This window comes from Pseudomonas sp. BF-RE-25 (assembly GCF_019956105.1).
GTDB classification, from domain to species: Bacteria; Pseudomonadota; Gammaproteobacteria; order Pseudomonadales; family Pseudomonadaceae; genus Aquipseudomonas; species Aquipseudomonas migulae.
On the sequence record NZ_JAHBDB010000023.1, the window covers coordinates 58,157 to 83,579 of the forward strand.

The 25,423-nt window shown below is 59.9% G+C and carries 23 protein-coding genes; 18 read left to right on the forward strand and 5 right to left on the reverse strand.

The window, feature by feature from the left end:
• Nucleotides 1-24 precede the first annotated feature (24 nt).
• From KGB24_RS12800 to KGB24_RS12835, 8 genes are all read left to right on the forward strand, one after another.
• Nucleotides 25-1,026 carry a PleD family two-component system response regulator gene (locus KGB24_RS12800; RefSeq protein WP_008043779.1) on the forward strand — a complete coding sequence of 334 codons (1,002 nt, stop codon included), beginning with the start codon at nucleotides 25-27 and terminating at the stop codon, nucleotides 1,024-1,026.
• 610 nt (nucleotides 1,027-1,636) lie between these two features.
• Nucleotides 1,637-2,732 (forward strand): peptide chain release factor 2 gene (prfB, locus tag KGB24_RS12805; RefSeq protein WP_157214382.1). Its coding sequence is split into 2 segments (ribosomal slippage): nucleotides 1,637-1,708 and nucleotides 1,710-2,732, totalling 1,095 coding nucleotides; the frame shifts between segments, so codons are not numbered across the junction.
• Between the two features lie 111 nt (nucleotides 2,733-2,843).
• Nucleotides 2,844-4,346 carry a lysine--tRNA ligase gene (gene lysS, locus KGB24_RS12810; RefSeq protein WP_008034198.1) on the forward strand — a complete coding sequence of 501 codons (1,503 nt, stop codon included), beginning with the start codon at nucleotides 2,844-2,846 and terminating at the stop codon, nucleotides 4,344-4,346.
• 102 nt (nucleotides 4,347-4,448) lie between these two features.
• A complete protein-coding gene (locus KGB24_RS12815; RefSeq protein ID WP_223416511.1) occupies nucleotides 4,449-5,165 on the forward strand; it encodes a TetR/AcrR family transcriptional regulator in 717 nt (238 codons plus the stop codon).
• Nucleotides 5,166-5,317: 152 nt separating this feature from the next.
• Nucleotides 5,318-5,872: a hypothetical protein gene (locus KGB24_RS12820; RefSeq protein ID WP_008034193.1), complete on the forward strand. Its 555-nt coding sequence runs from the start codon at nucleotides 5,318-5,320 to the stop codon at nucleotides 5,870-5,872.
• A gap of 63 nt (nucleotides 5,873-5,935) precedes the next feature.
• Nucleotides 5,936-7,186 carry a flavohemoglobin expression-modulating QEGLA motif protein gene (locus KGB24_RS12825; RefSeq protein ID WP_177318173.1) on the forward strand — a complete coding sequence of 417 codons (1,251 nt, stop codon included), beginning with the start codon at nucleotides 5,936-5,938 and terminating at the stop codon, nucleotides 7,184-7,186.
• A gap of 150 nt (nucleotides 7,187-7,336) precedes the next feature.
• Nucleotides 7,337-8,251 (forward strand): alpha/beta hydrolase, encoded by a 915-nt coding sequence (locus KGB24_RS12830; protein ID WP_223413560.1) that lies wholly within the window; start codon nucleotides 7,337-7,339, stop codon nucleotides 8,249-8,251.
• A complete protein-coding gene (locus KGB24_RS12835) occupies nucleotides 8,248-8,577 on the forward strand; it encodes a hypothetical protein (RefSeq protein ID WP_008039335.1) in 330 nt (109 codons plus the stop codon). Before KGB24_RS12830 ends, KGB24_RS12835 begins: the two co-directional genes overlap by 4 nt.
• 189 nt (nucleotides 8,578-8,766) lie before the next feature.
• On the opposite strand, the gene KGB24_RS12840 is transcribed toward KGB24_RS12835, so the two are convergent.
• From KGB24_RS12840 to KGB24_RS12850, 3 genes are all read right to left on the reverse strand, one after another.
• The gene (locus tag KGB24_RS12840) at nucleotides 8,767-9,555 is read right to left on the reverse strand and encodes an OmpA family protein (protein ID WP_008039336.1); all 789 of its coding nucleotides are present in this window, start codon (nucleotides 9,553-9,555) and stop codon (nucleotides 8,767-8,769) included.
• Nucleotides 9,556-9,603: 48 nt separating this feature from the next.
• Nucleotides 9,604-10,017, reverse strand: coding sequence for a DUF4398 domain-containing protein (locus KGB24_RS12845; RefSeq protein ID WP_192228481.1), 414 nt, complete (start codon nucleotides 10,015-10,017; stop codon nucleotides 9,604-9,606).
• Nucleotides 10,018-10,358: 341 nt separating this feature from the next.
• A complete protein-coding gene (locus tag KGB24_RS12850; protein WP_008024664.1) occupies nucleotides 10,359-10,703 on the reverse strand; it encodes a hypothetical protein in 345 nt (114 codons plus the stop codon).
• 201 nt (nucleotides 10,704-10,904) lie between these two features.
• Here KGB24_RS12850 and ppc point away from each other — a divergent pair, with 201 nt between their 5' ends.
• The 6 genes from ppc to KGB24_RS12880 all read left to right on the forward strand — a co-directional run bounded on the left by ppc (nucleotide 10,905) and on the right by KGB24_RS12880 (nucleotide 17,492).
• Nucleotides 10,905-13,535: a phosphoenolpyruvate carboxylase gene (gene ppc / locus KGB24_RS12855; RefSeq protein ID WP_223413559.1), complete on the forward strand. Its 2,631-nt coding sequence runs from the start codon at nucleotides 10,905-10,907 to the stop codon at nucleotides 13,533-13,535.
• 286 nt (nucleotides 13,536-13,821) lie between these two features.
• A complete protein-coding gene (gene adk, locus KGB24_RS12860) occupies nucleotides 13,822-14,469 on the forward strand; it encodes an adenylate kinase (protein ID WP_008039344.1) in 648 nt (215 codons plus the stop codon).
• Nucleotides 14,470-14,562: 93 nt separating this feature from the next.
• Complete coding sequence (gene tsaB / locus KGB24_RS12865; protein WP_008024667.1) at nucleotides 14,563-15,237, forward strand: tRNA (adenosine(37)-N6)-threonylcarbamoyltransferase complex dimerization subunit type 1 TsaB; 675 nt, start codon at nucleotides 14,563-14,565, stop codon at nucleotides 15,235-15,237.
• A gap of 234 nt (nucleotides 15,238-15,471) precedes the next feature.
• The gene (locus tag KGB24_RS12870) at nucleotides 15,472-15,777 is read left to right on the forward strand and encodes a hypothetical protein (RefSeq protein WP_008035498.1); all 306 of its coding nucleotides are present in this window, start codon (nucleotides 15,472-15,474) and stop codon (nucleotides 15,775-15,777) included.
• The gene (locus KGB24_RS12875; protein WP_223413558.1) at nucleotides 15,777-16,637 is read left to right on the forward strand and encodes a DUF72 domain-containing protein; all 861 of its coding nucleotides are present in this window, start codon (nucleotides 15,777-15,779) and stop codon (nucleotides 16,635-16,637) included. The genes KGB24_RS12870 and KGB24_RS12875 overlap by 1 nt, the downstream gene beginning before the upstream one ends.
• A gap of 33 nt (nucleotides 16,638-16,670) precedes the next feature.
• Complete coding sequence (locus tag KGB24_RS12880; protein WP_223413557.1) at nucleotides 16,671-17,492, forward strand: oxaloacetate decarboxylase; 822 nt, start codon at nucleotides 16,671-16,673, stop codon at nucleotides 17,490-17,492.
• A 76-nt stretch (nucleotides 17,493-17,568) separates the two neighbouring features.
• Here the strand turns inward: KGB24_RS12880 and KGB24_RS12885 are convergent, their stop codons facing one another.
• Entirely contained in the window at nucleotides 17,569-18,189 is a 621-nt protein-coding gene (locus tag KGB24_RS12885) for a hypothetical protein (protein WP_008035487.1), read from the reverse strand.
• 94 nt (nucleotides 18,190-18,283) lie between these two features.
• Between KGB24_RS12885 and KGB24_RS12890 the strand changes: the two genes are divergently transcribed.
• Nucleotides 18,284-19,066 carry a class I SAM-dependent methyltransferase gene (locus KGB24_RS12890; protein WP_008035485.1) on the forward strand — a complete coding sequence of 261 codons (783 nt, stop codon included), beginning with the start codon at nucleotides 18,284-18,286 and terminating at the stop codon, nucleotides 19,064-19,066.
• Nucleotides 19,067-19,174: 108 nt separating this feature from the next.
• On the opposite strand, the gene KGB24_RS12895 is transcribed toward KGB24_RS12890, so the two are convergent.
• A complete protein-coding gene (locus KGB24_RS12895) occupies nucleotides 19,175-19,819 on the reverse strand; it encodes a TetR/AcrR family transcriptional regulator (RefSeq protein ID WP_223413556.1) in 645 nt (214 codons plus the stop codon).
• A gap of 94 nt (nucleotides 19,820-19,913) precedes the next feature.
• On the opposite strand from KGB24_RS12895, the gene KGB24_RS12900 reads away from it, so the two are divergent.
• From KGB24_RS12900 to KGB24_RS12910, 3 genes are all read left to right on the forward strand, one after another.
• Nucleotides 19,914-21,014, forward strand: a complete 1,101-nt coding sequence (locus tag KGB24_RS12900) for an efflux RND transporter periplasmic adaptor subunit (RefSeq protein WP_223413555.1) — start codon at nucleotides 19,914-19,916, stop codon at nucleotides 21,012-21,014.
• Between the two features lie 6 nt (nucleotides 21,015-21,020).
• On the forward strand, nucleotides 21,021-24,086 hold the full coding sequence (locus KGB24_RS12905) for an efflux RND transporter permease subunit (RefSeq protein WP_223413553.1): 3,066 nt from the start codon (nucleotides 21,021-21,023) through the stop codon (nucleotides 24,084-24,086).
• Nucleotides 24,087-24,263: 177 nt separating this feature from the next.
• A complete protein-coding gene (locus KGB24_RS12910; protein ID WP_223413552.1) occupies nucleotides 24,264-25,403 on the forward strand; it encodes a Fic family protein in 1,140 nt (379 codons plus the stop codon).
• Nucleotides 25,404-25,423: the final 20 nt, after the last annotated feature.

A 25,423-nucleotide genomic window follows, 5' to 3' on the forward strand; every position in this document is an offset into this window, starting at 1 on the left:
CAGGCAGTACTCAGGTGACCGCACATGAATGACTTACAGCTCGACGGCTTCAAAACCGACGAAAACGCCGCCATGGTGTTGTTGGTGGATGATCAGGCCATGATCGGCGAAGCGGTGCGCCGCGGGTTGTCGAATGAAGAAAACATCGACTTCCACTTCTGCGCCGACCCGCATCAGGCGATTGCGCAGGCGATCCGGATCAAACCGACGGTGATCCTCCAGGACCTGGTCATGCCCGGTCTCGATGGCCTGAGCCTGGTGCGCGAATACCGCAATCACCCGGCCACCAAGGACATTCCGATCATCGTGCTGTCGACCAAGGAAGACCCGCTGATCAAAAGCGCGGCATTCGCGGCCGGGGCCAATGATTACCTGGTCAAACTGCCGGACAACATCGAACTGGTGGCGCGCATCCGCTATCACTCGCGCTCCTACATGACCCTGTTGCAGCGTGACGCCGCGTACCGCGCGTTGCGGGTCAGCCAGCAGCAATTGCTCGACACCAACCTGGTGCTGCAACGCCTGATGAACTCGGACGGCCTGACCGGGTTGTCGAACCGTCGTCACTTCGACGAGTACCTGGAACTGGAATGGCGACGTTCGTTGCGCGACCAGAGCCAATTGTCGTTGCTGATGATCGATGTGGACTACTTCAAGTCCTACAACGACAACTTTGGCCACCTGGAAGGCGACGAAGCCCTGCGCAAAGTCGCCACGGCCATCCGCGACGCCAGCGCCCGACCTTCTGACCTGCCGGCCCGTTATGGCGGCGAAGAATTCGCGCTGGTCCTGCCCAATACATCACCGGGCGGTGCGCGACTGGTCGCGGAAAAGCTGCGCCAGACCGTGGCGGCACTGAAAATCCCGCACATTTCACCGAGCGAAGGCTCAAGCCTGACCATCAGCATCGGCCTGTCGACCATGACCCCGCAACCGGGCGCCGATTGCCGTCAATTGATCTCGGCGGCTGACAAGGGGCTGTATCTGGCGAAGAACAATGGGCGCAATCAGGTGGGTATCGAGTAACAGGGACTTCATCCCTTGCCGGCGATGGACGCCAACGATAACGCGGGGTGTCTGAATGAGCGCGTTGCCCAAACGCTTTTCGCCGGCAAGCCGGCTCCTACAGGAAATCGCGTACGCTTTTGATTCCCACCACTCATCAGGCCGAGCGTTAGCTCGCCTTCCGCTTTTGATCTGAGCGCCCCCTCGAGAGGCCGAGCGCAGGTTCTGCGCAGTGGGCAACCCGGCAAGGATGCCGGGTTAGCCGCCCCCGGCCATGGATGGCCGATGGCGGCGGGCCCACGGAGCAGGACCGGAGCGAGGGGATGCCGAGCCATAGCGAGGCACCGAACGAAAGGGGCAAGAGCCCTTGGTTACTTGGGGCTCTTCCAAGTGACTCGCCGTAAGGGCGAAACCAATAGCCGCCGTCACCAAAAGAACGGATATGTACTCCGACCGAAAACACAGGCCGGCTATCAGTCCGCCATCGCCAGCAAGCCGGCTCCTACAGTTGATCGGTGTACGGCCGCTCCGAAAACACACCGGGCCTTTTCGGCCAAGCGGGCTGCCGTTTCCGGCCGTTTGCCGTTATACTCGCCGGCTTTCAAAAGTTCGCCAACGAGTGCTGCCCGCCATGGAAATCAACCCGATCCTTAACACCATCAAGGACCTGTCCGAGCGCTCCGAAACTATTCGGGGGTATCTTTGACTACGATCAAAAGCACGAGCGTCTGACCGAAGTCAATCGCGAGCTTGAAGATCCGAGCGTCTGGAACAAACCTGAATATGCCCAGGAGCTGGGCCGCGAGCGCTCTGCGCTGGCACAGATCGTCGATACCCTGGACGAGCTGAACACCGGTCTGGCCGATTGCCGCGACCTGCTGGACATGGCCGTCGAAGAAAACGACGAAGGCGCAGTGGGCGATGTCGTCGCCGAGCTGGCCCGTCTCGAGGAAAACCTCGCCAAGCTTGAATTCCGCCGCATGTTCAGCCATGAAATGGACCCGAACAACGCCTACCTGGACATCCAGGCCGGCTCCGGTGGCACCGAGGCCCAGGACTGGGCCAACATTCTGCTGCGCATGTACCTGCGCTGGGCTGACAAACGCGGCTTCGACGCCACCATCATGGAACTGTCGGCCGGTGAAGTCGCCGGCATCAAGGGCGCGACCGTGCACATCAAGGGCGAATACGCCTTTGGCTGGCTGCGTACCGAGATCGGCGTACACCGCCTGGTGCGCAAGAGCCCGTTCGACTCCGGCAACCGTCGTCACACTTCGTTCTCGGCGGTTTTCGTCTCGCCAGAGATCGATGACAAGGTGGAAATCGAAATCAACCCGGCAGACTTGCGGATCGACACCTATCGCTCCTCCGGTGCCGGTGGTCAGCACGTAAACACCACCGACTCGGCCGTACGTATCACCCACGTACCGACCAACACCGTGGTCAGCTGCCAGAACGAACGTTCCCAGCACGCCAACAAGGACACCGCCATGAAAATGCTGCGGGCCAAGTTGTACGAGCAGGAAATGCAGAAGCGCAACGCGGCGTCCCAGGCGCTGGAAGACACCAAGTCCGATATCGGCTGGGGTCATCAGATCCGTTCTTATGTACTCGATGCCTCGCGCATCAAGGATCTGCGCACTAACATCGAGCGCAGTGACTGCGACAAGGTACTCGACGGTGATATCGATGAATACCTCGAAGCGAGCCTGAAGTCGGGCTTGTAAGCAATGCAATACGGGATCGGCTGACACCCCCCGATCCCCTGTAGGAGCCAGCTCGCTGGCGATCCCCGGCCGCAGGCCGGGGGCAACGAACCAGATGGAATATCTAAAGACATGAGCGACCTAGAACTCGACCCGCAAGCCCTGCAACAGGAAGAAAACTCCCTGATCGCCCTGCGCAAGGAAAAGCTTGCTGCCGAGCGCGCCAAGGGCAATGCCTTCCCGAACGACTTCCGCCGCGAAAACTACTGCGAAGACTTGCAGAAACAGTACGTGGACAAGACCAAGGAAGAGCTCGCAGAGGCTGCAATCCCGGTCAAGGTTGCCGGTCGCATCATGCTCAACCGTGGCTCGTTCATGGTGATCCAGGACATGACCGGTCGCATCCAGGTCTACGTCAACCGCAAGACCCTGTCCGAAGAAACCCTGGCCGCGGTGAAAACCTGGGACATGGGCGACATCATTGCCGCCGAAGGCACCCTGGCCCGTTCCGGCAAGGGCGACCTGTACGTTGAAATGACCAGCGTGCGCCTGCTGACCAAATCCCTGCGCCCGCTGCCGGACAAGCACCACGGCCTGACCGACACCGAACAGCGCTATCGTCAGCGTTACGTTGACCTGATCGTCAACGAAGACGTGCGCCAGACCTTCCGCGTGCGTTCGCAAGTCATCGCCCACATCCGCAGCTTCCTGATGCAGCGTGACTTCCTGGAAGTGGAAACGCCGATGCTGCAAACCATTCCGGGCGGTGCAGCGGCCAAGCCGTTCGAAACGCACCACAACGCGCTGGACATGGAAATGTTCCTGCGTATCGCGCCTGAACTGTACCTCAAGCGTCTGGTGGTTGGCGGCTTCGAGAAAGTGTTCGAGATCAACCGCAACTTCCGTAACGAAGGCGTTTCGACTCGTCACAACCCTGAATTCACCATGTTGGAGTTCTACCAGGCTTACGCCGACTACGAAGACAACATGGACCTGACCGAGGAACTGTTCCGCGAGCTGGCGCAGCTGGTTCTGGGCAGCACCGACGTGCCTTACGGCGACAAGGTGTTCCACTTCGGCGAACCGTTCGTGCGTCTGTCGGTGTTCGATTCGATCCTCAAGTACAACCCTGAGCTGACTGCCGATGATCTGAATGACATCGACAAGGCCCGCGCCATCGCCAAGAAAGCCGGCGCCAAGGTGCTGGGCTTCGAAGGCCTGGGCAAATTGCAGGTGATGATTTTCGAAGAGCTGGTTGAGCACAAGCTGGAGCAGCCGCACTTCATTACCCAGTACCCGTTCGAAGTGTCGCCGCTGGCTCGTCGCAACGACGACAACCCGAACGTTACCGACCGTTTCGAATTGTTCATCGGTGGCCGTGAAATCGCCAACGCCTACTCCGAGTTGAACGACGCGGAAGACCAGGCCGAGCGCTTCATGGCGCAGGTGGCCGACAAGGACGCCGGCGACGACGAAGCCATGCACTACGACGCCGACTTCGTTCGTGCGCTGGAATACGGCATGCCGCCAACGGCCGGTGAAGGCATCGGCATCGACCGTCTGGTGATGCTGCTGACCAACTCCCCGTCGATCCGCGACGTGATCCTGTTCCCGCACATGCGGCCGCAAGCGTAAATGTTTCAATTAAAAAGCCGCCTATAACAGGCGGCTTTTTATTGCCTGTCTGGTACAAACGTATCAATTGGTTACTTTTGAAATGAGAGAGGAATTCCTGTCGTGAACCGTGCAATGGCTCAAGAAGGTGCAGCGGGTATCGCCACTGCGGTCGCTGAAAGTGTTCAGTACCAGGGCCGCAAGGCCAGCCGTCAGGGCAGCGAGCAGCGTCGACAGGAGATTCTCGATGCGGCCATGCGCATTGTCGTGCGCGATGGCGTGCGGGCCGTGCGTCACCGTGCGGTTGCTGCAGAAGCGGGTGTGCCACTGTCGGCCACCACTTACTATTTCAAGGACATCGATGACTTGCTCACCGATACCTTTGCCCAATATGTGGAACGCAGCGCGGCGTTCATGGCCAAGTTGTGGGTGAACAATGAAGGGCTGCTGCGCGAGATGGTCGTCAGCGGCGACGGCAGCCCCGAGTCGCGCTCGCAACTGGCGGACGACATTGCACGGTTGATGGCGGACTATGTTCACCGGCAACTGATCAACCGTCGCGAACACCTGATGGCCGAACAGGCGTTCCGTCAGGAAGCGCTGCTGAACCCGCGCCTGGCGGAGCTGGTGCGTTCGCATCAGCAGATTCTCCTGCAGGGTACGTGTCAGCTTTTCCAGGTTTTGGGTTCCCGTGAGCCACACCAGGATGCCAAAGTGTTGACGGCGATTATCGGACGGATGGAATATCAGGGGCTGCTCAACGACGCCGAGCCTGACGCCGAAGCTGAAATGCTCGGTATCCTGACCCGCTACATGCATCTGGTACTGGCGTCGGTGTGATCCTGCGATGAACCTGTAGGAGCGAGGCTTGCCCGCGAAGGCGATTTAACATTCAACAGATGATGTGTTGACTGACACATCGCCTTCGCGGGCAAGCCACGCTCCTACAGGGACAGTGAGCATTCGGGGACTGTGTTCATAGGGAGTATTGAATGAAAGCCTGGCGCGTCGTTGTGATCGCCTTGTCGATCCTGCTGCTCAGTGGCTGTCTGGTGACCTTCAGGGAGCCATTGCCCACGAGCGACCCCGCGCCCAAAGGATTACTCGGCAAATGGACCAGCACCAATGCCTGGGGCGAGCCGCTGAACCTGGAGCTGACGCGCATCGGCGATAATCGCTATCAGGCGGTCAGCTACTTCAAGGCCAAACCCAAGGAACGCGAAGCCTATCCCTTCACAGTCTCGCGCCATGGCAACCGCTGGTACCTGTCGGCGAAAGTCCCGGCGCAGTTTGGCGGGCATTTCACCATTGCCGGTTTCGAACTCACCGACAAGCATGAACTGGTGGTCTACAACCTCGACCTCGAGCAGATCAACCAGGCCCTGGGGCAAAAAGTCCTCAGCGGCGAAGGTTTCCAGACCGACGACGGTGACGGCGTGTTGATCAACACACGCATGGACCAAGTCTTCGCTTACCTCGACGATCCGGCCAATTCCGATGTCTTCGTCGAAGCCGTGCGCTATCAGCGCCTGGCCAAAGCCAAATAAACCCAGCACATAACGGTTTTTCTACAGGAGTTTCGGGTGGACGATTACCAGCAGACGATACGCATGTTGTCCGATCGCATTGTGCTGGCGCAGACGCCGATTCGCGTCCTGGATGCGGTGAAGTGGGACGACAGCATCCGCAAGGGTTTCCTCAAGGCCAAGGGCAAGGAAATGCCGGCGGTGGACCGTGATTACTACCTGAACCGGCCGCTGTCCTTCGACTCCAGCAAAGTGAAACTGGAATTCCAGAACATCGAGCGTGACATCACCCGTCAGCTTGGCCAGTTCAACCCGGTCGGCCAGATCATGCGGCGCATGTGCAAGGAATACCGGATGGTGGTGCGCATGCTTGAAGCGCGCGGCACTGAGGATTTCGGCCTGATTTCCCAAGAGTTGTATGGCGCGGCATCCGATGCGTTTCACGCCGGTGACCCGACCCTGTCCGACCTCGGCCTGATGCTCTCCGATTATTTGAACAACATCGATGGTCGTGGTGACCTGAAGGACGAGCCGAAAATCCTCACCGCCAAGGACGCCGTGCATTTGTTGCAAACCCGGCTGAGCAAAGTGTTTGGCGAGGCCGAGGAAACCATCCGGGTGTTCGAGTCCGACGGCATCGTCGCCGATGCGGCGGCCGGCGCCGACTACATCAAGATCCGCACCGACGCGATGTTCAACGAGCGCGACGTGCGAGCGCTGGAAGTCCACGAAGGGCTGGTGCATGTCGGCACTACGCTCAACGGTCTGAACCAGCCGATCTGCACTTTCCTGTCCAAGGGGCCGCCCTCGTCGACGGTGACCCAGGAAGGGCTGGCGATCCTGATGGAAATCATCACCTTCGCCTCTTATCCGAGCCGCCTGCGCAAACTGACCAACCGCACCCGCGCCATTCATATGGTGGAGGAGGGCGCGGACTTCCTGCAGATCTTCGAGTTCTTCCGCGAGCAGGGCTTTGAAATGGCGGAAAGCTACGGCAACGCCAGTCGGGTTTTCCGTGGTTCGGTGCCGAACGGTCTGCCATTTACCAAAGACTTGTCCTACCTCAAGGGCTTTATCATGGTTTACAACTACATTCAGTTGGCCGTGCGTAAAGGCAAGCTTGAGCAAGTGCCGCTGCTGTTTTGCGGCAAGACTACGCTGGAAGACATGCGCACCTTGCGCCAATTGGTCGATGAAGGCTTGGTGGTGCCGCCGAAATACCTGCCGGAACAGTTCCGTGACATGAACGCGCTGTCGGCGTGGATGTGCTTCTCCAACTTCCTGAACCACCTGAGCCTGGACCGGATCGAAGCGGATTACTCCAACATCCTGTGAGCAATGAATCCCCCCCTGTGGGAGCGAGCCTGCTCGCGATAGCGGCCTGACATTCAACATTGATGTTGCCTGACACACCGCTATCGCGAGCAGGCTCGCTCCCACAGGGGAAAGGTGTGTTCCAACTCCATTTTCGCGAGGTTTCAACGGATGAGAATCCTCGGCATCCTCTTCCTGCTTCTAACCCTCGGCGGGTGCAGCTCTTTGCTGTTCTACCCCGAGCCCGGACAGCTGTTCACCCCGGAAAAAGCCAAGCTCGAATACCGCGACGTCACCCTCACCACGGCCGATGGCCTCAAGCTGCATGGCTGGTGGCTGCCGGCGAAAAAAGGCGTCGAAGTCAAAGGCACGGTGCTGCACCTGCACGGCAACGGCGGCAATCTGCCGATGCATCTGGGTGGCAGCTGGTGGTTGCCGGAGGAAGGCTATCAAGTGCTGCTGATCGATTATCGCGGTTACGGTTTGTCCGAAGGCGAACCGAGTTTGCCGGCGATCTATCAGGACATCGACGCCGCGTTCAAATGGCTCGACCAGGCGCCGGAGGTCAAAGGCAAACCGTTGATCCTGCTCGGGCAAAGTCTGGGCGGCTCAATGGCCGTGCATTACCTGGTTCAGCATCCCGAACGCCAGAAACAACTCAAGGCCTTCGTCCTCGATGGCGTGCCCGCCAGTTATCGCAGCATCGGCCAATTCGCCCTGAGCAATTCCTGGCTGACGTGGGCGTTCCAGGTGCCGTTGTCGTGGCTGGTGCCGGACGGTGACAGCGCGATCCACTCGATGGCGCAGCTCAACGGCGTGCCGAAACTGATCTATCACAGCATCGACGATCCGATCGTGCCTCTTTCCAACGGCATCCGTCTGTATCAAGCTGCGCCGCCGCCGCGAGTGCTGCAACTGACCCGTGGTGGTCATGTGCAGACGTTCGCCGACCCGGTCTGGCGCAAGGTCATGCTGCGATACCTCGATGACCCGCAGCATTTCAACGGCCTGCGCCGCTTGGGTGAAATCCCCAACTACCCGGCACCCCCGAATTCAGAAGATGAACCACCAGAGAGTCCGCAATGAGTGAAGAACGTAACGCCATCCCGCTGATCATCACCGGTATCTGCAGCATCCTCGGCACCGTCGGGGCCCTGTGGTACTACGGTTACCTGCACTTCGCCAAACCCGAAGATGCGCTGCTGCTCAGCGACTTCACCATGCTCAAGACCGTGCCGGGCGAAGACTACAAAGTCTCCCTGGAACCGGCTCCACAAGTGGCCCAGTGCATCGATGGCGTGCTGGTGATGTTCGACACCGAACAGAAAGGCCTGACCGGCGTATTGGTCAACAACAAGAAAAAAGCCGTGCGCTGCATGGGCCAGGAAACCCCGCAGAAGCTGGAGCAGTAACTGTAACGCGGTTAAATCACACAGACCGCGTTGCCTTCATCGCCAGCAAGCCGGCTCCTACAGGTTTGCGTTGATCCTGTAGGAGCCGGCTTGCTGGCGATGGACGCGACGCGGTGTTCTGCCAAACCGCGAAAACAAAAAGCCCCGTCTGATCAGATCAGGCGGGGCTTTTGCGTTACGGCATGAAGCTTAGTTGGCACTCACCGCCGAACGCGGGATCACCGGCTGGTTGTCGTTGGAAATGGTCACTTCTACACGGCGGTTCATGGCACGACCCGAAGCGTCGCCGTTTTCAGCAACCGGGTATTCCTTGCCATAACCCTGGGCAACGATGCGGGCAGGATCAACGCCCATTTTCACCAGTGCCGTGCGCACGGAACCGGCGCGACGCTCGGACAGCGACTGGTTGTGCGACGCCGTGCCGGTGCTGTCGGTGTAGCCTTCGACGATCACCTTGCGGTCCGGGTTTTCCTGAAGGAACTGCGCCAGTTTGTTGATGTTCGCCAGGCCGCTGGACTTCAGGTCGGCACGGTCGGTTGCGAACAACACATCACCAAAGGTTACCAGCGTACCGCGATCGGTTTGCTTGGCGTTCAGGCTGTCCTGCAACTGTTTGATCTGTGCGTCGCGAGCATCCAGACGTGCCTGAGCTCGCTGTGCCGCAGCATTCTTCAGATTGGCTTCAGCGGTGCGCAGGGCGATGGTTTGCTTCGCCACTTCAACACGCTGATTGGTCAGATAGGCCAGTTGATCGACCTCGTTCGCGTCTCGCTTGTCCAGATAAGCCTTGTCGGCCTTGTCCAGATAATCGCTGGCGTCCTTGGTTTCCAGTGCCGCGACTTTGCTCGCCTGCGGGTTGGCTTGCAGGCCGCTGTAGTTGGTGCGGGCCTGTTCAAGGTTCGCATTAGGCGGCGTCGAGCAGGCAGCCAGAGCTACGCTTGCGGCCAGCAGGGCAGGGATCATCAATTGATTGCGCATGTGGGTATCGTCCTTTTAAGTCGAGTAAGAAGTACGTCGTGGCGGCGCTTATTGCACGGTGCGCCGGCTTTCCTGACGCAGTTCCTGAACCCCTATCCGAGAGTCCTTCACCGCCTGTTCGGCTTTAATCGCCTGGGCTTTGCGTTCGGCGACGCGCGCGTCCCACTCGGCCTGTTCGGCGAGCACTCGGGCTTCGTCGTACTTTTTGTCGTGCATCGCGATTTCGGCTTGTTTGAGCTTGTCCTGGGCGGACTTCATCTCAACCGCCGAGAATTCGGTGCCGCCCGCGCTGACGGCGCTGTTCACGGCCGATTGGGTCACGGCGTATTGCTCAGTCGGCGGGTTACCGGCGCAACCGGCCAGAACGAAGCTGCTGCCGATGGCCAGGGCGGCCAGTTTCAGGCTGCGCAGGGGGGTGGAAGCGGGCTTGGCAGTGTTGATCTTCATGGTCTTCAACTCCATTGGAATAACTCCTGAAAAACTGAACATCCATCCTGGGCAAGGAGCCGCAACCATCAATTTTCGAAGCGTTTTGAAACGGCCGTCCCAGGCGTGGTTACTGGTTACGACCCGAGGCATTTTTTAAAAGTTCAGAGAAGATGGCCTGTCGCCCGAAAAAACTTTGACCGAACGGACAAGGCTCTAAATCGGGAACTTTGGCGCTTCGAAGGGGGACGCGCACCTGTAGGAGCCGGCTTGCTGGCGATGGATTCCGATACGCCGCGCTCATTCAGGTATTGCGCGTTTTCGTTGACGACCATCGCGAGCGAGCTCGCTCCTACAGGGGATCTATAGGCAGGAAATCAGTGCTTCTGCTTGTCCTCACCAGACGACAAATCGTGCAAATGCCGCCGGGACAGCGCGAGAAAACGCGGGGTCGGGCCGATGTCTTCGTACAGCGGATCGCCTTCTTCGTCGGTGGCCACGATGGTCGAGCCTTTCACGTACGGGAAGCTCTTTTCCAGCTCTTCGAGCGCCGCGCCGATCAACTCGCCGAGCAGTTCTTCAGGGTGCCGCTTGGGGTACATCTCGATGATCGCCGCCAAGCGCGCGGCGGCCTCCACATCCAGATGAATCGAGTAGCCGGTGTCGGTCAGGCGACCCTTGGCGTTTTCTTCCCAATGATGGGCAAGCTCGCGGATTTTCATAAAAACCTCATGGCACGCCTGTTCGTAGCAGGCCGGGTAAGTGTCCGGCCATGGCCGGCGAAAGCCGTTGTGCGGCTTACTCTTCAGACTAGCTTGCGTGCCCGGGGTTTAAAGTCCCTTCGTCGTGTGCTTGTAAGAAGCGCTTTACGGCGGCACTCTTGAACCACAAGGCACCCCGGATTTTTCGCTGGAGAACGGCTGATGACCGATATTGATGCACGCTTGCGCGAGGATGTTCACCTGTTGGGTGAGCTGTTGGGCAACACCATTCGTGAACAGTACGGGGACGATTTTCTCGACAAAATCGAGCAGATCCGCAAAGGCGCCAAGGCCGACCGTCGCGGTTCGATGGACGCCGAACTGAGCGCCAGCCTCAATCAGCTGAGCGAAGACGAGTTGCTGCCGGTGGCGCGGGCGTTCAACCAGTTTCTCAATCTGGCCAACATCGCTGAGCAATATCAACTGATCCATCGCCGAGAAGAATCCCAACCCGCGCCGTTCGAGGCGCGTGTCTTGCCGGAGTTGCTAACGCGCCTGCTGGCCGAAGGTCATGCGGCCGAATCCCTGGCACGACAGTTGGGGCGCCTGGAAATCGAACTGGTTTTGACTGCGCACCCGACCGAAGTCGCGCGCCGCACGCTGATCCAGAAATACGACGCCATCGCCGCGCAACTTGCCGCTCAGGATCACCGCGACCTGACCAGCGCCGAGCGCGAGCAGATTCAATCGAAATTGCAGCGCCTGATCGCCGAAGCGTGGCACACCGAAGAAATCCGCCGCACCCGCCCGACCCCGGTGGACGAAGCCAAATGGGGTTTCGCGGTGATCGAGCATTCGCTGTGGCAAGCGATCCCGAACTATTTGCGCAAGGCCGATAAAGCCCTGCATGACGCCACCGGCCTGCATTTGCCGCTGGAAGCCGCGCCGATTCGCTTTGCTTCGTGGATGGGCGGCGACCGCGATGGCAACCCCAACGTCACGGCTGCCGTGACCCGTGAGGTGTTGCTGCTGGCACGCTGGATGGCCGCCGATCTGTACGTGCGCGATGTCGATCACCTCGCCGCCGAACTGTCGATGCAACAAGCCAGCGACGCGCTGAAAGCCAAGGCCGGTGACAGCGCCGAACCCTATCGTGCCGTCCTTAAACAACTGCGCGAACGCCTGCGCGCCACTCGAAGCTGGGCCCACACATCCTTGACAACCGCCACGCCGGCCCCCGCCGATGTGCTGCAAAACAACCGCGATTTGCTCGACCCGCTGGAACTCTGCTACCAGTCGCTGCATGAGTGCGGCATGGGCGTGATCGCTGATGGGCCGCTACTCGATTGCCTGCGTCGTGCGGTGACCTTCGGCTTGTTCCTGGTGCGCCTCGATGTGCGTCAGGACTCGTCCCGTCACACGGCGGCGATGACGGAAATCACCGATTACCTCGGCCTCGGTCGCTACGAAGACTGGAGCGAAGAGGAGCGCATCGCCTTCCTGATGCGCGAGTTGAATAACCGTCGGCCGTTGTTGCCGGCGTATTTCAAACCCTCCGCCGACACCGCTGAAGTGCTCGCCACGTGCCGGGAAATCGCCGCCGCACCGGGCGCTTCGCTTGGTTCGTACGTGATCTCCATGGCCGGCGCCGCTTCCGACGTGCTGGCCGTGCAACTGTTGCTCAAAGAGTCTGGTGTATTGCGGCCGATGCGCGTGGTGCCGCTGTTCGAAACCCTTGCCGACCTTGATAACGCCGGCCCGGTGATTGAAAAACTGTTGCTGCTGCCGGGTTATCGCGCGCGCCTGCAAGGCCCGCAGGAAGTGATGATCGGCTATTCCGACTCGGCCAAGGACGCCGGCACCACGGCGGCGGCCTGGGCGCAATATCGGGCGCAGGAGCGTCTGGTCGACATCTGTCGCGAGCAGCAAGTGGAGTTGCTGTTGTTCCACGGTCGCGGTGGCACCGTGGGGCGTGGTGGCGGTCCGGCGCACGCGGCGATTCTGTCGCAGCCGCCGGGGTCGGTGGCGGGGCGTTTCCGCACCACCGAGCAGGGGGAAATGATTCGTTTCAAATTCGGCCTGCCGGACATCGCCGAGCAAAATCTCAACCTGTACCTGGCGGCGGTGCTGGAGGCGACGTTGTTGCCACCGCCACCACCGCAACCCGGCTGGCGCCATTTGATGGACGAATTGGCGGCAGACGGTGTCAGTGCTTACCGCGCCGTGGTGCGGGAAAATCCGCAATTCGTCGAGTATTTCCGCCAGTCCACCCCGGAGCAGGAGTTGGGGCGCCTGCCACTGGGCAGTCGCCCGGCCAAGCGCCGCGCCGGCGGGATCGAAAGCCTGCGGGCGATCCCATGGATCTTCGGTTGGACCCAGACCCGCTTGATGTTGCCGGCCTGGCTCGGCTGGGAAGCCGCGTTAAGCAAGGCGCTGGCGCGCGGCGAAGGCGAGCTGCTGGGGCAAATGCGCGAGCAGTGGCCGTTTTTCCGCACGCGCATCGACATGCTGGAGATGGTCCTGGCCAAGGCCGACGCGGATATCGCCCGCTCCTACGATGAGCGGCTGGTCGAGCCGGATCTGCTGCCTTTGGGTGCGCACTTACGCGACCTATTGTCGCAGGCGTGTTCGATTGTTCTGGGGTTGACCGGTCAGTCGCAGCTACTGGCACATAGCCCAGCTACCCTCGAATTCATCCGCTTGCGCAACACCTACCTCGACCCGCTTCATCTATTGCAGGCGGAGTTGCTGGCACGTTCGCGCCTGCAGGAAGTGGCGCAGGGCAGCCCGGTAGAACAGGCGTTGCTGGTGTCTGTGGCGGGGATTGCCGCCGGTTTGCGAAATACCGGCTAAGGTTTTCGTCGTGGGTTCGGGCACTCGACGCGGGCGTCGAGTGCCGGTTTGCGCGGGGTTGGAAAGTGCTGCAAGGCGACACTTAATGATGGGGTTGCGACTTGGGGTACCCCGTCGCAAGGTCACGCAAGGCGCGGGTTTCTCCGACTTTCGACGGCTTGTGTGCGTAGGATCTGCTGTGTATCTTGATCAGCCTTTGGCCGTTTGGGCGGTCACGACCCTGTTTTGAGATTGGCCCCACGAGGCGAATCCTTTGTTATCTATATAAAAATTGAGGAGCACATCGATGCGCGTCATTCTGCTGGGAGCTCCCGGGGCCGGTAAAGGTACTCAGGCTAAGTTCATCACCGAAAAGTTCGGCATCCCGCAAATCTCCACCGGCGACATGCTGCGTGCTGCGGTCAAGGCCGGCACCGAGCTGGGCCTGATCGCCAAGAGCGTCATGGACAGCGGTGGCCTGGTTTCCGATGACCTGATCATCAATCTGGTCAAGGAACGCATCAGCCAGGCGGATTGCGCCAACGGTTTCCTGTTCGACGGTTTCCCGCGCACCATTCCTCAGGCTGAAGCCCTGGTGAAGGCCGGCGTCGAGCTGGACCACGTGGTCGAAATCGCGGTCGATGACGAAGAAATCGTTCAGCGTATTGCTGGTCGTCGTGTTCACGAGGCCAGCGGCCGCGTGTACCACACCGTCTACAACCCGCCAAAAGTTGCTGGTAAAGACGACATCACCGGTGAAGATCTGGTGCAGCGCAAGGACGACACTGAAGAAACCGTGCGTCATCGCCTGTCGGTCTACCACTCGCAGACCAAGCCACTGGTGGATTTCTACCAGAAGCTGTCGGCGGCTCAAGGCAAACCGAAGTACAGCCACATTGCTGGCGTCGGTTCGGTTGAAGCGATCACCGGCAAGGTGCTTGAAGCGCTGAGCTGAAAAGTCTGAACCGCTTCATCTTCTACGGCCCGCTTGCGGGCCGTAGTTGTTTATACTGACGCACTTTTTCTGACCTCTCTTACGGAAACATCGATGAGCACCTTGCTGGCCCTGGACACCGCGACTGAAGCTTGCTCCGTTGCCTTGCTGCATGACGGCAAAGTGACGAGCCATTACGAGGTGATCCCGCGCCTGCATGCGCAGAAGCTGTTGCCGATGATCCAGCAATTGCTCGCCGATGCCGGGACCACCTTGCAAGCGGTCGATGCCATCGCTTTTGGCCGTGGGCCGGGCGCATTCACTGGCGTGCGTATCGCCATCGGCGTGGTACAGGGCCTGGCGTTTGCCCTGGATCGCCCGGTCCTGCCGGTGTCGAACCTCGCGGTGCTGGCGCAGCGGGCGTATCGCGAACACGGTGTGAGCCAGGTCGCGGCCGCCATCGATGCGCGCATGGATGAAGTGTACTGGGGCTGCTACCGCGAAACGGCGGGTGAGATGCGTCTGGTCGGCAAGGAAGCCGTATTGCCGCCGGAAGTGGCGGCGTTGCCGGCGGATGCCAGCGGTGACTGGTTTGGCGCCGGCACCGGTTGGGGCTATGCCGAACGCATCGCCGTCAGCCTGAGCGGTCAGGACGCAGGCATGCTGCCTCACGCCGAAGACCTGTTGACCCTGGCGCGATTTGCCTGGGAACGGGGTGAAGCGATTGTGGCGGACGAGGCGCAGCCGGTTTATCTGCGGGACAAGGTTGCGACGCCGAAAGCGCGTTGATACCCGAAACCGAGTTGGCTCATTCGCGGGCAAGCCTCGCTCCTACAAGGGTTTGAGTGAATCCTGTAGGAGCGAGGCTTGCCCGCGAAGACGATCTAATGGGTGTAACCAATCGTCGTTTTATCCCCCCGCCTTTAAACCTTTTCGCAATTCTGTGTTCTAGTTATCACCAAGCGGTTTGCGAAGTGGGCTATGCGCCACTAAACTGCCATCACTGATACCGAGCATGACATTATGCGCATAGACGGCCTTTCCTCTCAGTCCTACCCCATCAAGCGCAAGCCTCGCAAAGGGCATGTGGTTGAGGACGATTCCGTCGATATCGAGGGCGAGCTGGAATTCCCTTCGGAAGAGCAAATGGCCGCCCGCGCTGCCAAAGCCTCCGCGCAGCGCCTGAGCAATCTGCCGGCGCGCCAACAAGACATGATTTACCACCGCGCCATGAGCAAAAGCGTCGCGATGGCCCTGGCCAGCTACCTCAGCACCGCCAATTTTGTCGATTGGGATTCGGATGTGATGGGTCTCGACCTGTATATCTGATGCGGCTGCCTTACTACCTTGGCTGCCCGTCCTGGAGTGAAAACGCCTGGCGCGATTACCTTTATCCGCAAGACGCGAAAACCTCCGAATTTCTTAATCTGTATTCTCAAGTATTCAACGCCGTGGAAGGCAATACGACCTTCTACGCGAGCCCGGCTGCCAGCATCGTGCAGCGTTGGGCCGAGATCATGCCCGAAGACTTTCGCTTCACCGCCAAATTCCCCGGCGACATCAGCCACGGCGGTGACCTGCGCGAACAATTGACCGCCACCGAAACCTTCCTGCAATTGCTCAGCCCTTTGGGCGAGCGGGTGTCGCCGCTGTGGTTACAGTTGTCGAAAAGCTTCACGCCGCAACGATTGCACGAGCTGGCGGGTTTTATCGACGCAGTGGACCGGCCGCTGGCCATCGAAGTGCGGCATGACGATTTCTTCGCCAAGGGTGAGGCCGAGCGTTCGCTCAATCGCCTGCTGCTGGATCGCGGTGTTGAACGTATCTGCCTCGATCCGCGGGCGTTGTTCAGCTGCACGTCCACCGATCCTTCGGTGCTCCACGCCCAATCGAAGAAACCCAGAGTTCCGCCACGTCCGGCGGCCTTCACGCAATTCCCGCAAGTGCGCTTCATTGGCCATCCGCAACTGGAAGCCAACGACCCGTTCCTGGTGCCCTGGGTCGAGAAAATCGCCCTGTGGATCGAAGAGGGGCGCACGCCGTATATCTTCCTGCACACCGCCGACAACCTGCTGGCGGCGAAACTGGCGCAACGTTTTCACGCAAAGCTGATGCTGCGTTTATCTGGCTTGCCGCCGCTGCCTGAGCTATACAGAGAGCCCGCCGCCGAGCAACTTGGCCTGCTCTGAGGCGGATTCCCTGCCTTTTTCAGGAGCCTGCCAATGGATGCGCAAACCCTTCGAGCCCAAGCCTTCAAAGCACTGCATGAATGCGCCGGGGCTTTTGTCATTCCCAACCCGTGGGACGCCGGCTCGGCGAAAATGCTCGCCAACCTGGGCTTCGAGGCGCTGGCGACCACCAGTGCCGGTTTTGCCTTTTCTCAGGGGCGACCCGATGGCGGGCTGACGCTGGACGATACCCTGGCGAACGTTCGGGCGATTGTCGCGGCGACGGACCTGCCGGTTGCGGTCGATCTGGAAAACGGTTTTGCCGACGATCCCGCCGAATGCGCCCAAAGCATTCTGCGAGCCGCTGCAGCAGGCGCTGTCGGTGGTTCGATCGAAGACGCCACGGGACGTGCAGACGCGCCGATTTACTGCTTCGAGCATGCAGTGGCGCGAATCGAAGCCGCCGTCGCCGCCGCCCGCAGTTTGCCGTTCCCGTTCACGTTGACGGCCCGGGCCGAGAATTTTCTGCATGGCAATCCCGATCTGGACGACACCATTCGCCGCTTGCAGGCCTTTGCCGAAGCGGGCGCCGACGTGCTCTATGCGCCGGGTTTGCGCAGTGCTGAAGACGTGTTGGCGGTGGTGCGCGCCGTGGCGCCGAAACCGGTCAATGTGTTGATGTCCGGCGGGTTGAAACTGACGGTCGAGCAGTTGAGCGAAATGGGCGTCAAGCGCATCAGCGTCGGTTCGGCGCTTGCGTTGGCAGCGCTTGGCGAATTCTACCGCGCAGCCGAAGAGATCAAGACCTCGGGCACGTTCGGCTTTACCTCGCGGTCGATGCCGTACGCACAGGCCAATCAATTGTTCAAAGGCTGACAACGCGGTTTTTGCGGGTGATCGCTCACCCGCTACAAGCTGATGCGGCTGCGTGAGGAGAGGGTGTCGCTGAGGGTCAGGCGGCGATGCGCAGGTTCTGCAGCACGATCGGGCGAGCCCAGCCGATATCGAAATCGAAGTTTTTCTGTTGTTCCGCCAGCTCTTCCGGCGGGAACGGCGGGAATGGCTTGTCCAGCAGGTCCATTTCGAATTCGGCGATCGGCAGGTGCAGTGGGCGTGGTTGCGGCGCCGGACCGGCTTCTGGCACGGGTTGCCCCGCCGTCAGTACGATCGGGCGAACCCAGCCGCTTTCGAAGTTCTGCTGCTTTTGCTGGGCAGCGATTTCTTCCGGTGGGAACGGTGGGAATGGTTTGTCGGCCAGGTCCATTTCGAACTCGGCGATCGGCAGGAACAGCGGCTCGGGTGGCTTGACCTGGGTTTCCTTCACATCGCATTCGCGCTGGGAAACGATGTGCGCCAGCAGTTCACTGCCAACCGTGGGTTCTTCCGGGCTTTCGAGATCGACCGGTGGAAAGTTGAGAGACGCCGGCACGACATCGCCCGACTGATCGGCCAGGGCCTGGGCAAAGAAATCCTGCCACAGGTGACTGACGCCGCTCAGTGCTTGGGAGTTTCGCAGGCCAAAATCGCCGTGGGGCGAGATGTAACCTATCGATGTGCGTTGAATGTCTGACATTTCTCTCGGTCGACGCTCAGCTCTGGCAAAATGCTCGTTAGTTTTGTTATCGGCCGTTTCTGCCGATCATTAATTTTTTTGAGCGTGTTTTCCCATGATTGAGCAACCGGCGGCTTGCCGCATCCATGTCGAGGCCCTGGGCACGGCTTTTCAGCCACAGGCCGAGCAATGGGCCGAGCGCCTGGGCCTGCCTTTGCAGGTCGATGACGGCGAATTTGCCTTGCAGGTGGGTGAACAGGGTTTGCAACTGCAACAGCTCGGCCCGGACGCACCGGGACCGGTGCGTGTGGACTTCGTCGAGGGTGGTGCTGCCCATCGCCGGTTGTTCGGCGGTGGCACCGGTCAGATGATCGCCAAGGCGGTCGGCATCGCCCAGGGCGTGCGCCCGCGGGTGCTGGACGCCACGGCGGGGCTGGGCAAGGACGCGTTCGTGCTGGCGAGCCTGGGTTGTGAGATGAGCCTGATCGAACGTCAGCCGCTGATTGGCGCCTTGCTTGAGGATGGCCTGGCACGCGGCGCGGAAGATTTCGACGTGGCGTCGATTGTGGCGCGCATGCGATTGCTCAAGGGCAACTCGATCGAAGTCATGCGCAACTGGGAAGGCGAGCCGCCGCAGGTCATCTACCTCGACCCGATGTTTCCCCATCGTGAGAAAACTGCGCTGGTGAAGAAGGAAATGCGCCTGTTCCGGCCGTTGGTGGGGGATGACCCGGATGCGCCGGCGTTGCTCGAAGCGGCGTTGGCATTGGCCAGCCACCGGGTGGTGGTGAAGCGTCCGCGCAAGGCGCCGTGCATTGCCGGGCCGAAGCCGAGCCATGCGCTGGACGGGAAATCCAGTCGGTATGACATTTATCCGAAGAAGGCGCTCAAGCCTTAAGACCGCGTCGCGCCCTTCGCGGGCAAGCCTCGCTCCTACAAAAGCACCGCGGCCCCTGTAGGAGCGAGGCTTGCCCGCGAAGAGGCCAAACCAGACAACCAATAATTATCAGGCTGTCTCTGGTCGATAAGCCCGCATAAACAACTCCACCACTTCCCGCACATGTTCCTCCGCCGCATCCCCGGTCAACGGCTCGCCACAGCCATACAACAACCGGAAATTCCCCGCGCCCTTTAGCAGGCAAAAGAAATGCTCGGCAGCGTTACGTGGCTTGTCGATGCTCAACACACCGCTCTGATCAACCTTGGTCAGCAGCCGTTCCATGCCATGCAGCATGCGCTCCGGCCCGGCCTCGAAGAAGATCTGCGAGAGTTTCGGGTCCTGGCTGCCCAGCGTCATCATCAGCCGGTGCAGGTTCACCGATTCATCGCTGTTGATCAGGTGATGAAAACCGCGCGCGATATTCAACAACACCGTTTCCACTGAAATGCCGTCAGGCAATTCGAAAAACAGCGTAGGCAATTGCTCTTCGCATTTGGCGACAACGGCGGCGGAGAACAGCGTCTCCTTGTCGTTGAAATGGCTGTAGACGGTCAGCTTCGACACGCCAGCTTCAGCCGCGACGGCGTCCATGCTGGTGCTCGCATAGCCATTGCTCAGGAACAGGATTTTCGCCGCATCGAGGATTGCCTGGCGTTTGGCCAGATCCTTGGGGCGGCCCGGACCATTGGGTGCTGAAAAGTTGTTCGGCATTATTCGCTTTTAATACTGGACTGGTGAGTTTGCTATTAATAACATACTGGTCAGTATAATTATTCCAAGCACCATTAGCGAAAGGTCCTTCACCATGTTCCGCTATGCCTTGCCCCTCGCATTGCCAGTCAGTCTGGCGCTTTTATTGTCTGCGTGTGGTCACGAAGAGGCACCGCAAGTCACCGTCCGACCGGCCATGGTGGTGCAGCCAGAGCCTTCGACACAGGCGATGGAAAGCTATCCCGGTGAAGTCCGTGCTCGCTACGAGCCGGATCTGGCGTTTCGCATTGGCGGCAAAGTCAGCCGACGACTGGTCGAAGAAGGGCAGCGGGTCAAGGCCGATCAACCGCTGGCCGAACTCGATCCCCAGGACGTCCGCCTGCAACTGGAGGCCACCCGCGCTCAGGTCGCGGCGGCCGAAGCCAATCTCAATCTCGTACGTGCCGAGCGCGATCGCTACAAGACTCTGATGGATCGTCAGATGGTCAGCCGCTCGCAGTACGACAATTCCGAAAATCTATACAGATCCGGTGAAGCGCGCCTGAAGCAGATCAAGGCCGAATTCAACGTCTCGACCAACCAGGCCAGCTACGCTGTGCTGCGTGCGCCTCAGGACGGTGTGGTGGCCAAGCGTGCGGTGGAAGTCGGGCAAGTCGTCGCCGCCGGTCAAACCGTGTTTACCCTCGCCACCGATGGCGAGCGCGAAGTGTTGATCAGCCTGCCGGAACAGAGCTTCGGTCGTTTCAAGGTCGGCCAGCCGGTGTCTGTGGAACTCTGGACACAACCTGACCAGCGTTTTGCCGGGCGCATCCGTGAGTTGTCGCCTGCCGCCGACCCGAAATCCCGCACCTTCGCTGCCCGCATTGCCTTCAACGCCGGCAAGGTTCCGGCCGAGCTCGGCCAGAGCGCCCGGGTGTTTATCCAGACTGCCGACGTCGTGGCGCTGTCGGTACCGCTCTCGGCGGTTACCGCCGAAAACGGTGCCACTTACGTTTGGGTGCTCAGCGCCAACAACACCCTGAAGAAAGCGCCGGTCCGGGTCGGCCCGTTCGGCGAGAAAACCGTGCCGGTGCTCGAAGGCCTGAACGCCAGTGACTGGGTGGTGGCGGCCGGTGTGCATGTGCTTCACGACGGGCAGCAAGTGCGCCCGGTGGATCGCTCCAACCGCGTGGTCAATCTAGCGGGCAAGGAGTAATCCCTGATGGGTTTCAATCTTTCCGAATGGGCGCTGCGTAACCGCCAGATCGTACTGTTCCTGATGCTGTTGCTGGCCATCGTCGGCGCACTTTCCTACACCAAACTGGGCCAGAGCGAAGACCCGCCGTTCACCTTCAAGGCCATGGTGATCCGCACCAACTGGCCGGGGGCCACCGCCGAGGAAGTGTCGCGCCAGGTCAGCGAGCGCATTGAAAAGAAGCTGATGGAAACCGGCGAGTACGAGCGCATCGTGTCGTTCTCTCGACCGGGTGAATCCCAGGTGACGTTCGTTGCGCGTGACTCCATGCACTCGGTGGAGATTCCGGATCTCTGGTACCAGGTCCGCAAGAAGATCGGCGACATTCGTCATACCTTGCCACCGGGCATTCAGGGCCCGTTCTTCAACGATGAATTCGGCACCACCTTCGGCAACATCTACGCGCTGACCGGCGACGGTTTTGATTACGCGGTGCTCAAGGACTACGCCGACCGCATCCAGATTCAGCTGCAACGGGTCAAGGATGTAGGCAAGGTCGACCTGCTCGGGTTGCAGGACGAGAAGGTCTGGATCGAACTTTCCAACGTCAAACTCGCCACCCTCGGTCTGCCGTTGGCGGCGGTGCAGCAGGCGCTTGAAGAGCAGAACGCGATGTCCACGGCCGGTTTCTTTGAAACCACCAGTGAGCGATTGCAGCTACGGGTTTCGGGGAATTTTCAGACGGTCGAAGAGATCAGGAACTTCCCGATTCGCGTCGGTGATCGCACGTTCCGTATCTCCGACGTCGCGGACGTGCGTCGTGGTTTCAACGATCCTCCGGCGCCGCGCATGCGCTTCATGGCCGAAGACGCCATCGGTCTGGCCGTGGCGATGAAGGACGGCGGCGACATTCTGGTGCTGGGCAAGGCGCTGGAAATCGAGTTCGCCAGGATCCAGAAAAACCTTCCGGCCGGCATGCAACTGCGCAAGGTTTCCGATCAACCCGCCGCGGTGAAAACCGGTGTCGGTGAGTTTGTACAAGTGTTGGTCGAAGCCCTGGCCATCGTCCTGTTGGTGAGCTTCTTCTCCCTCGGCGTACGCACCGGCATGGTGGTGGCGCTGGCGATTCCGCTGGTGTTGGCGATGACCTTCGCCTGCATGTATTACCTGGGCATCGGCCTGCACAAGATTTCCCTTGGCGCGCTGGTGCTGGCGTTGGGCTTGCTGGTGGACGACGCGATCATCGCCGTGGAAATGATGGCGATCAAAATGGAGCAGGGCTTTGACCGGATCAAAGCCGCGAGTTACGCCTGGACCAGCACCGCGTTCCCGATGCTCACCGGCACGCTGATCACGGCCGCCGGTTTCCTGCCGATTGCCACTGCGCAATCGGGCACTGGCGAGTACACGCGTTCGATCTTCCAGGTAGTGACCATCGCGCTGCTGGCGTCGTGGATTGCCGCCGTGGTTTTCGTGCCGTATCTGGGGGAAAAACTCCTGCCGGACCTGGCGAAGATTCACGCAGCGAAACACGGCATTGGTCAGCCTGATCCCTACGCCACGCCTTTTTATGAACGTGTCCGACGCCTGGTGGAGTGGTGCGTGCGCTGGCGCAAAACGGTGATCACGCTGACAGTGGTGTTGTTTATCGCGTCCATCGTGTTGTTCCGTTTTGTACCGCAGCAGTTTTTCCCGGCCTCGGGACGACTGGAGTTGATGGTCGATCTGAAACTGGCCGAAGGCGCTTCGCTGAGCAACACCGCCGACGAGGTTAAACGCCTTGAAGGTTTACTGAAGGATCACGCCGGCATCGATAATTACGTGGCCTACGTCGGTACCGGTTCGCCGCGCTTTTACCTACCGCTGGATCAGCAACTTCCTGCGGCGAGCTTCGCCCAGTTTGTCGTCCTGGCCAAGACCATCGAGGACCGCGAAACCCTGCGCACCTGGCTGATCGAAACCCTCAACGAGCAATTCCCGGCCCTGCGTTCGCGGGTGACGCGTCTGGAAAACGGCCCGCCAGTGGGCTATCCGGTGCAGTTCCGGGTCACCGGCGAACACATCGAGGACGTCCGCGCCCTGGCTCGAAAAGTGGCGGCCAAGGTTCGTGAGAATCCCCATGTGGCCAACGTCCACCTGGACTGGGAAGAACCGAGCAAAGTGGTTTATCTGAACGTCGATCAGGACCGCGCCCGTGCGCTCGGCGTGAGCACCGCGAACCTGTCGAAGTTTCTGCAAAGCTCGCTGACCGGTTCCAGCGTCAGTCAGTACCGCGAAGACAACGAGTTGATCGAAATCCTGCTGCGCGGCACGTTGCATGAGCGCACTGAACTGTCGTTGCTGCCGAGCCTGGCGGTGCCGACCGACAACGGTCGCAGCGTGGCGTTGTCGCAGATCGCGACGCTGGAATACGGTTTTGAAGAGGGCATCATCTGGCACCGCAATCGCTTGCCGAACGTGACGGTCCGCGCCGATATCTATGGCAAGGAACAACCGGCGACGCTGGTGCAGCAGATCATGCCGACGCTCGATCCGATCCGCGCGGAACTGCCTGACGGCTACTTGCTGGAAGTCGGCGGCACCGTGGAAGATTCCGCCCGTGGGCAGAATTCGGTGAAGGCCGGTGTGCCGCTGTTCATCGTGGTGGTGCTGACGTTGTTGATGCTGCAACTACGAAGCTTCTCACGCACGGTGATGGTGTTTCTTACAGCGCCATTGGGATTGATCGGGGTGACCCTGTTCCTGATGGTGTTCCGCCAGCCGTTCGGTTTCGTGGCCATGCTCGGGACCATCGCGCTGTCCGGGATGATCATGCGTAACTCGGTGATTCTGGTAGACCAGATCGAGCAGGACATCGCCGCCGGGCTCAAACCGTGGCAGGCGATTATCGAAGCCACAGTGCGCCGTTTCCGGCCGATCGTGCTGACCGCACTCGCCGCCGTATTGGCGATGATCCCGCTGTCACGAAGCGTGTTCTTCGGGCCGATGGCGGTGGCGATCATGGGTGGATTGATTGTCGCGACGGCGTTGACGTTGCTGTTTTTGCCGGCGCTGTATGCGGCGTGGTTCCGCATCAAGAAAGAACCCGCCTGACCCTGTAGGAGCCGGCTTGCTGGCGATCCATTCACCGTGGTGTATCTGATGCACCGCGGTGATGCGATCGCCGGCAAGCCGGCTCCTACAAGTATTTCAGAAACCTCTGATATTGAGTCAGAGGGACCTGAATGCTGTACTCAAGCCTCAGTTTCATGAGGTTTTGAGACAGCAATAATGAAAAAGCCACCGAAGCTGAAGGGGCGGACCGATCCGGTGTTCGACCTGTTGGGGAAGTCACCCCACAAAGAACGCCTCTCGGATTACCTCGCCCTGCTCAAACCGCTGGATGATCAGGGACGCTATCTTCCCTTCGATGAATTGCGTTATCGCTGGGCGCCGGGGCTGGATTCGAACCTGTGTTGGGCGCTGGTAAAGAAAGCCAGAACGGTACAATACTCAAGTCTTTTGCCGCTGGGCGAGCCTGTTCGGTGGGGTAACTTTATGCTCACGCCGCTGGCGCACAAGGCGGTTTCCGCCGTCGATCGACAAACCACAACGGCTGCACTGGAATTCATGACCAGTCAGATCGGCGAGCATGCGCATTTCAGCTATCTGTTGAATGATCTGATCGAAGACGAAGCGATCAGCAGCAGCCAACTCGAAGGTGCAGCGACGACCACGCGTGTGGCCAAGGACATGCTCAAGCGCAAGCGCCGGCCGCGCACGCCGGATGAGCGAATGGTGATCGGCAATTTCAAAATGATGAACTTCGCCTGGGAGAAACGTTATGAACCCCTGAGTGTCGCGCTGATTTTGGACATGCACCGGGTTGGCGTCGAAGGCATTGATGATGCGCAATACTCGCCAGGGGAGTTCAGGGGCAACGATGACGTGGTGGTGCAGGATGGCGAAGGCAACACCGTTCATACTCCCCCTCCTGCAGCGGGGGTGATGTCACGATTGCAGTTGCTGGCGAAGTGGATCAACCAGTCGCACAACGATCCTGAGCACGTGGAATACCTTCACCCACTGATCAAAGGCATCGCGCTGCATTTTGCCTTGGGCTATGAGCATCCTTTCCGTGATGGGAACGGGCGGGTCGCGCGGGCGTTGTTCTACTGGTACATGTTCAAGAGTGACTTCTCTGCCTTTCGTTACATTGCGATCAGCATTTTGTTGCGCAATGCGCCGGTGAAGTACGGGCGCTCTTATCTGAACACTGAAGCTGATGACCTTGACTTGACGTACTTCATTGATTTCCAGTGTTCGGTCATTCTGCGGGCGGTCAGCGGTTTTACCCAAATCTGTCAGAACCATTGTGGGAGCGGGCTTGCTCGCGAATGCGGTGGGTCAGTCGGACTTTATGTCGACTGACCCACCGCCTGTCTCTTATA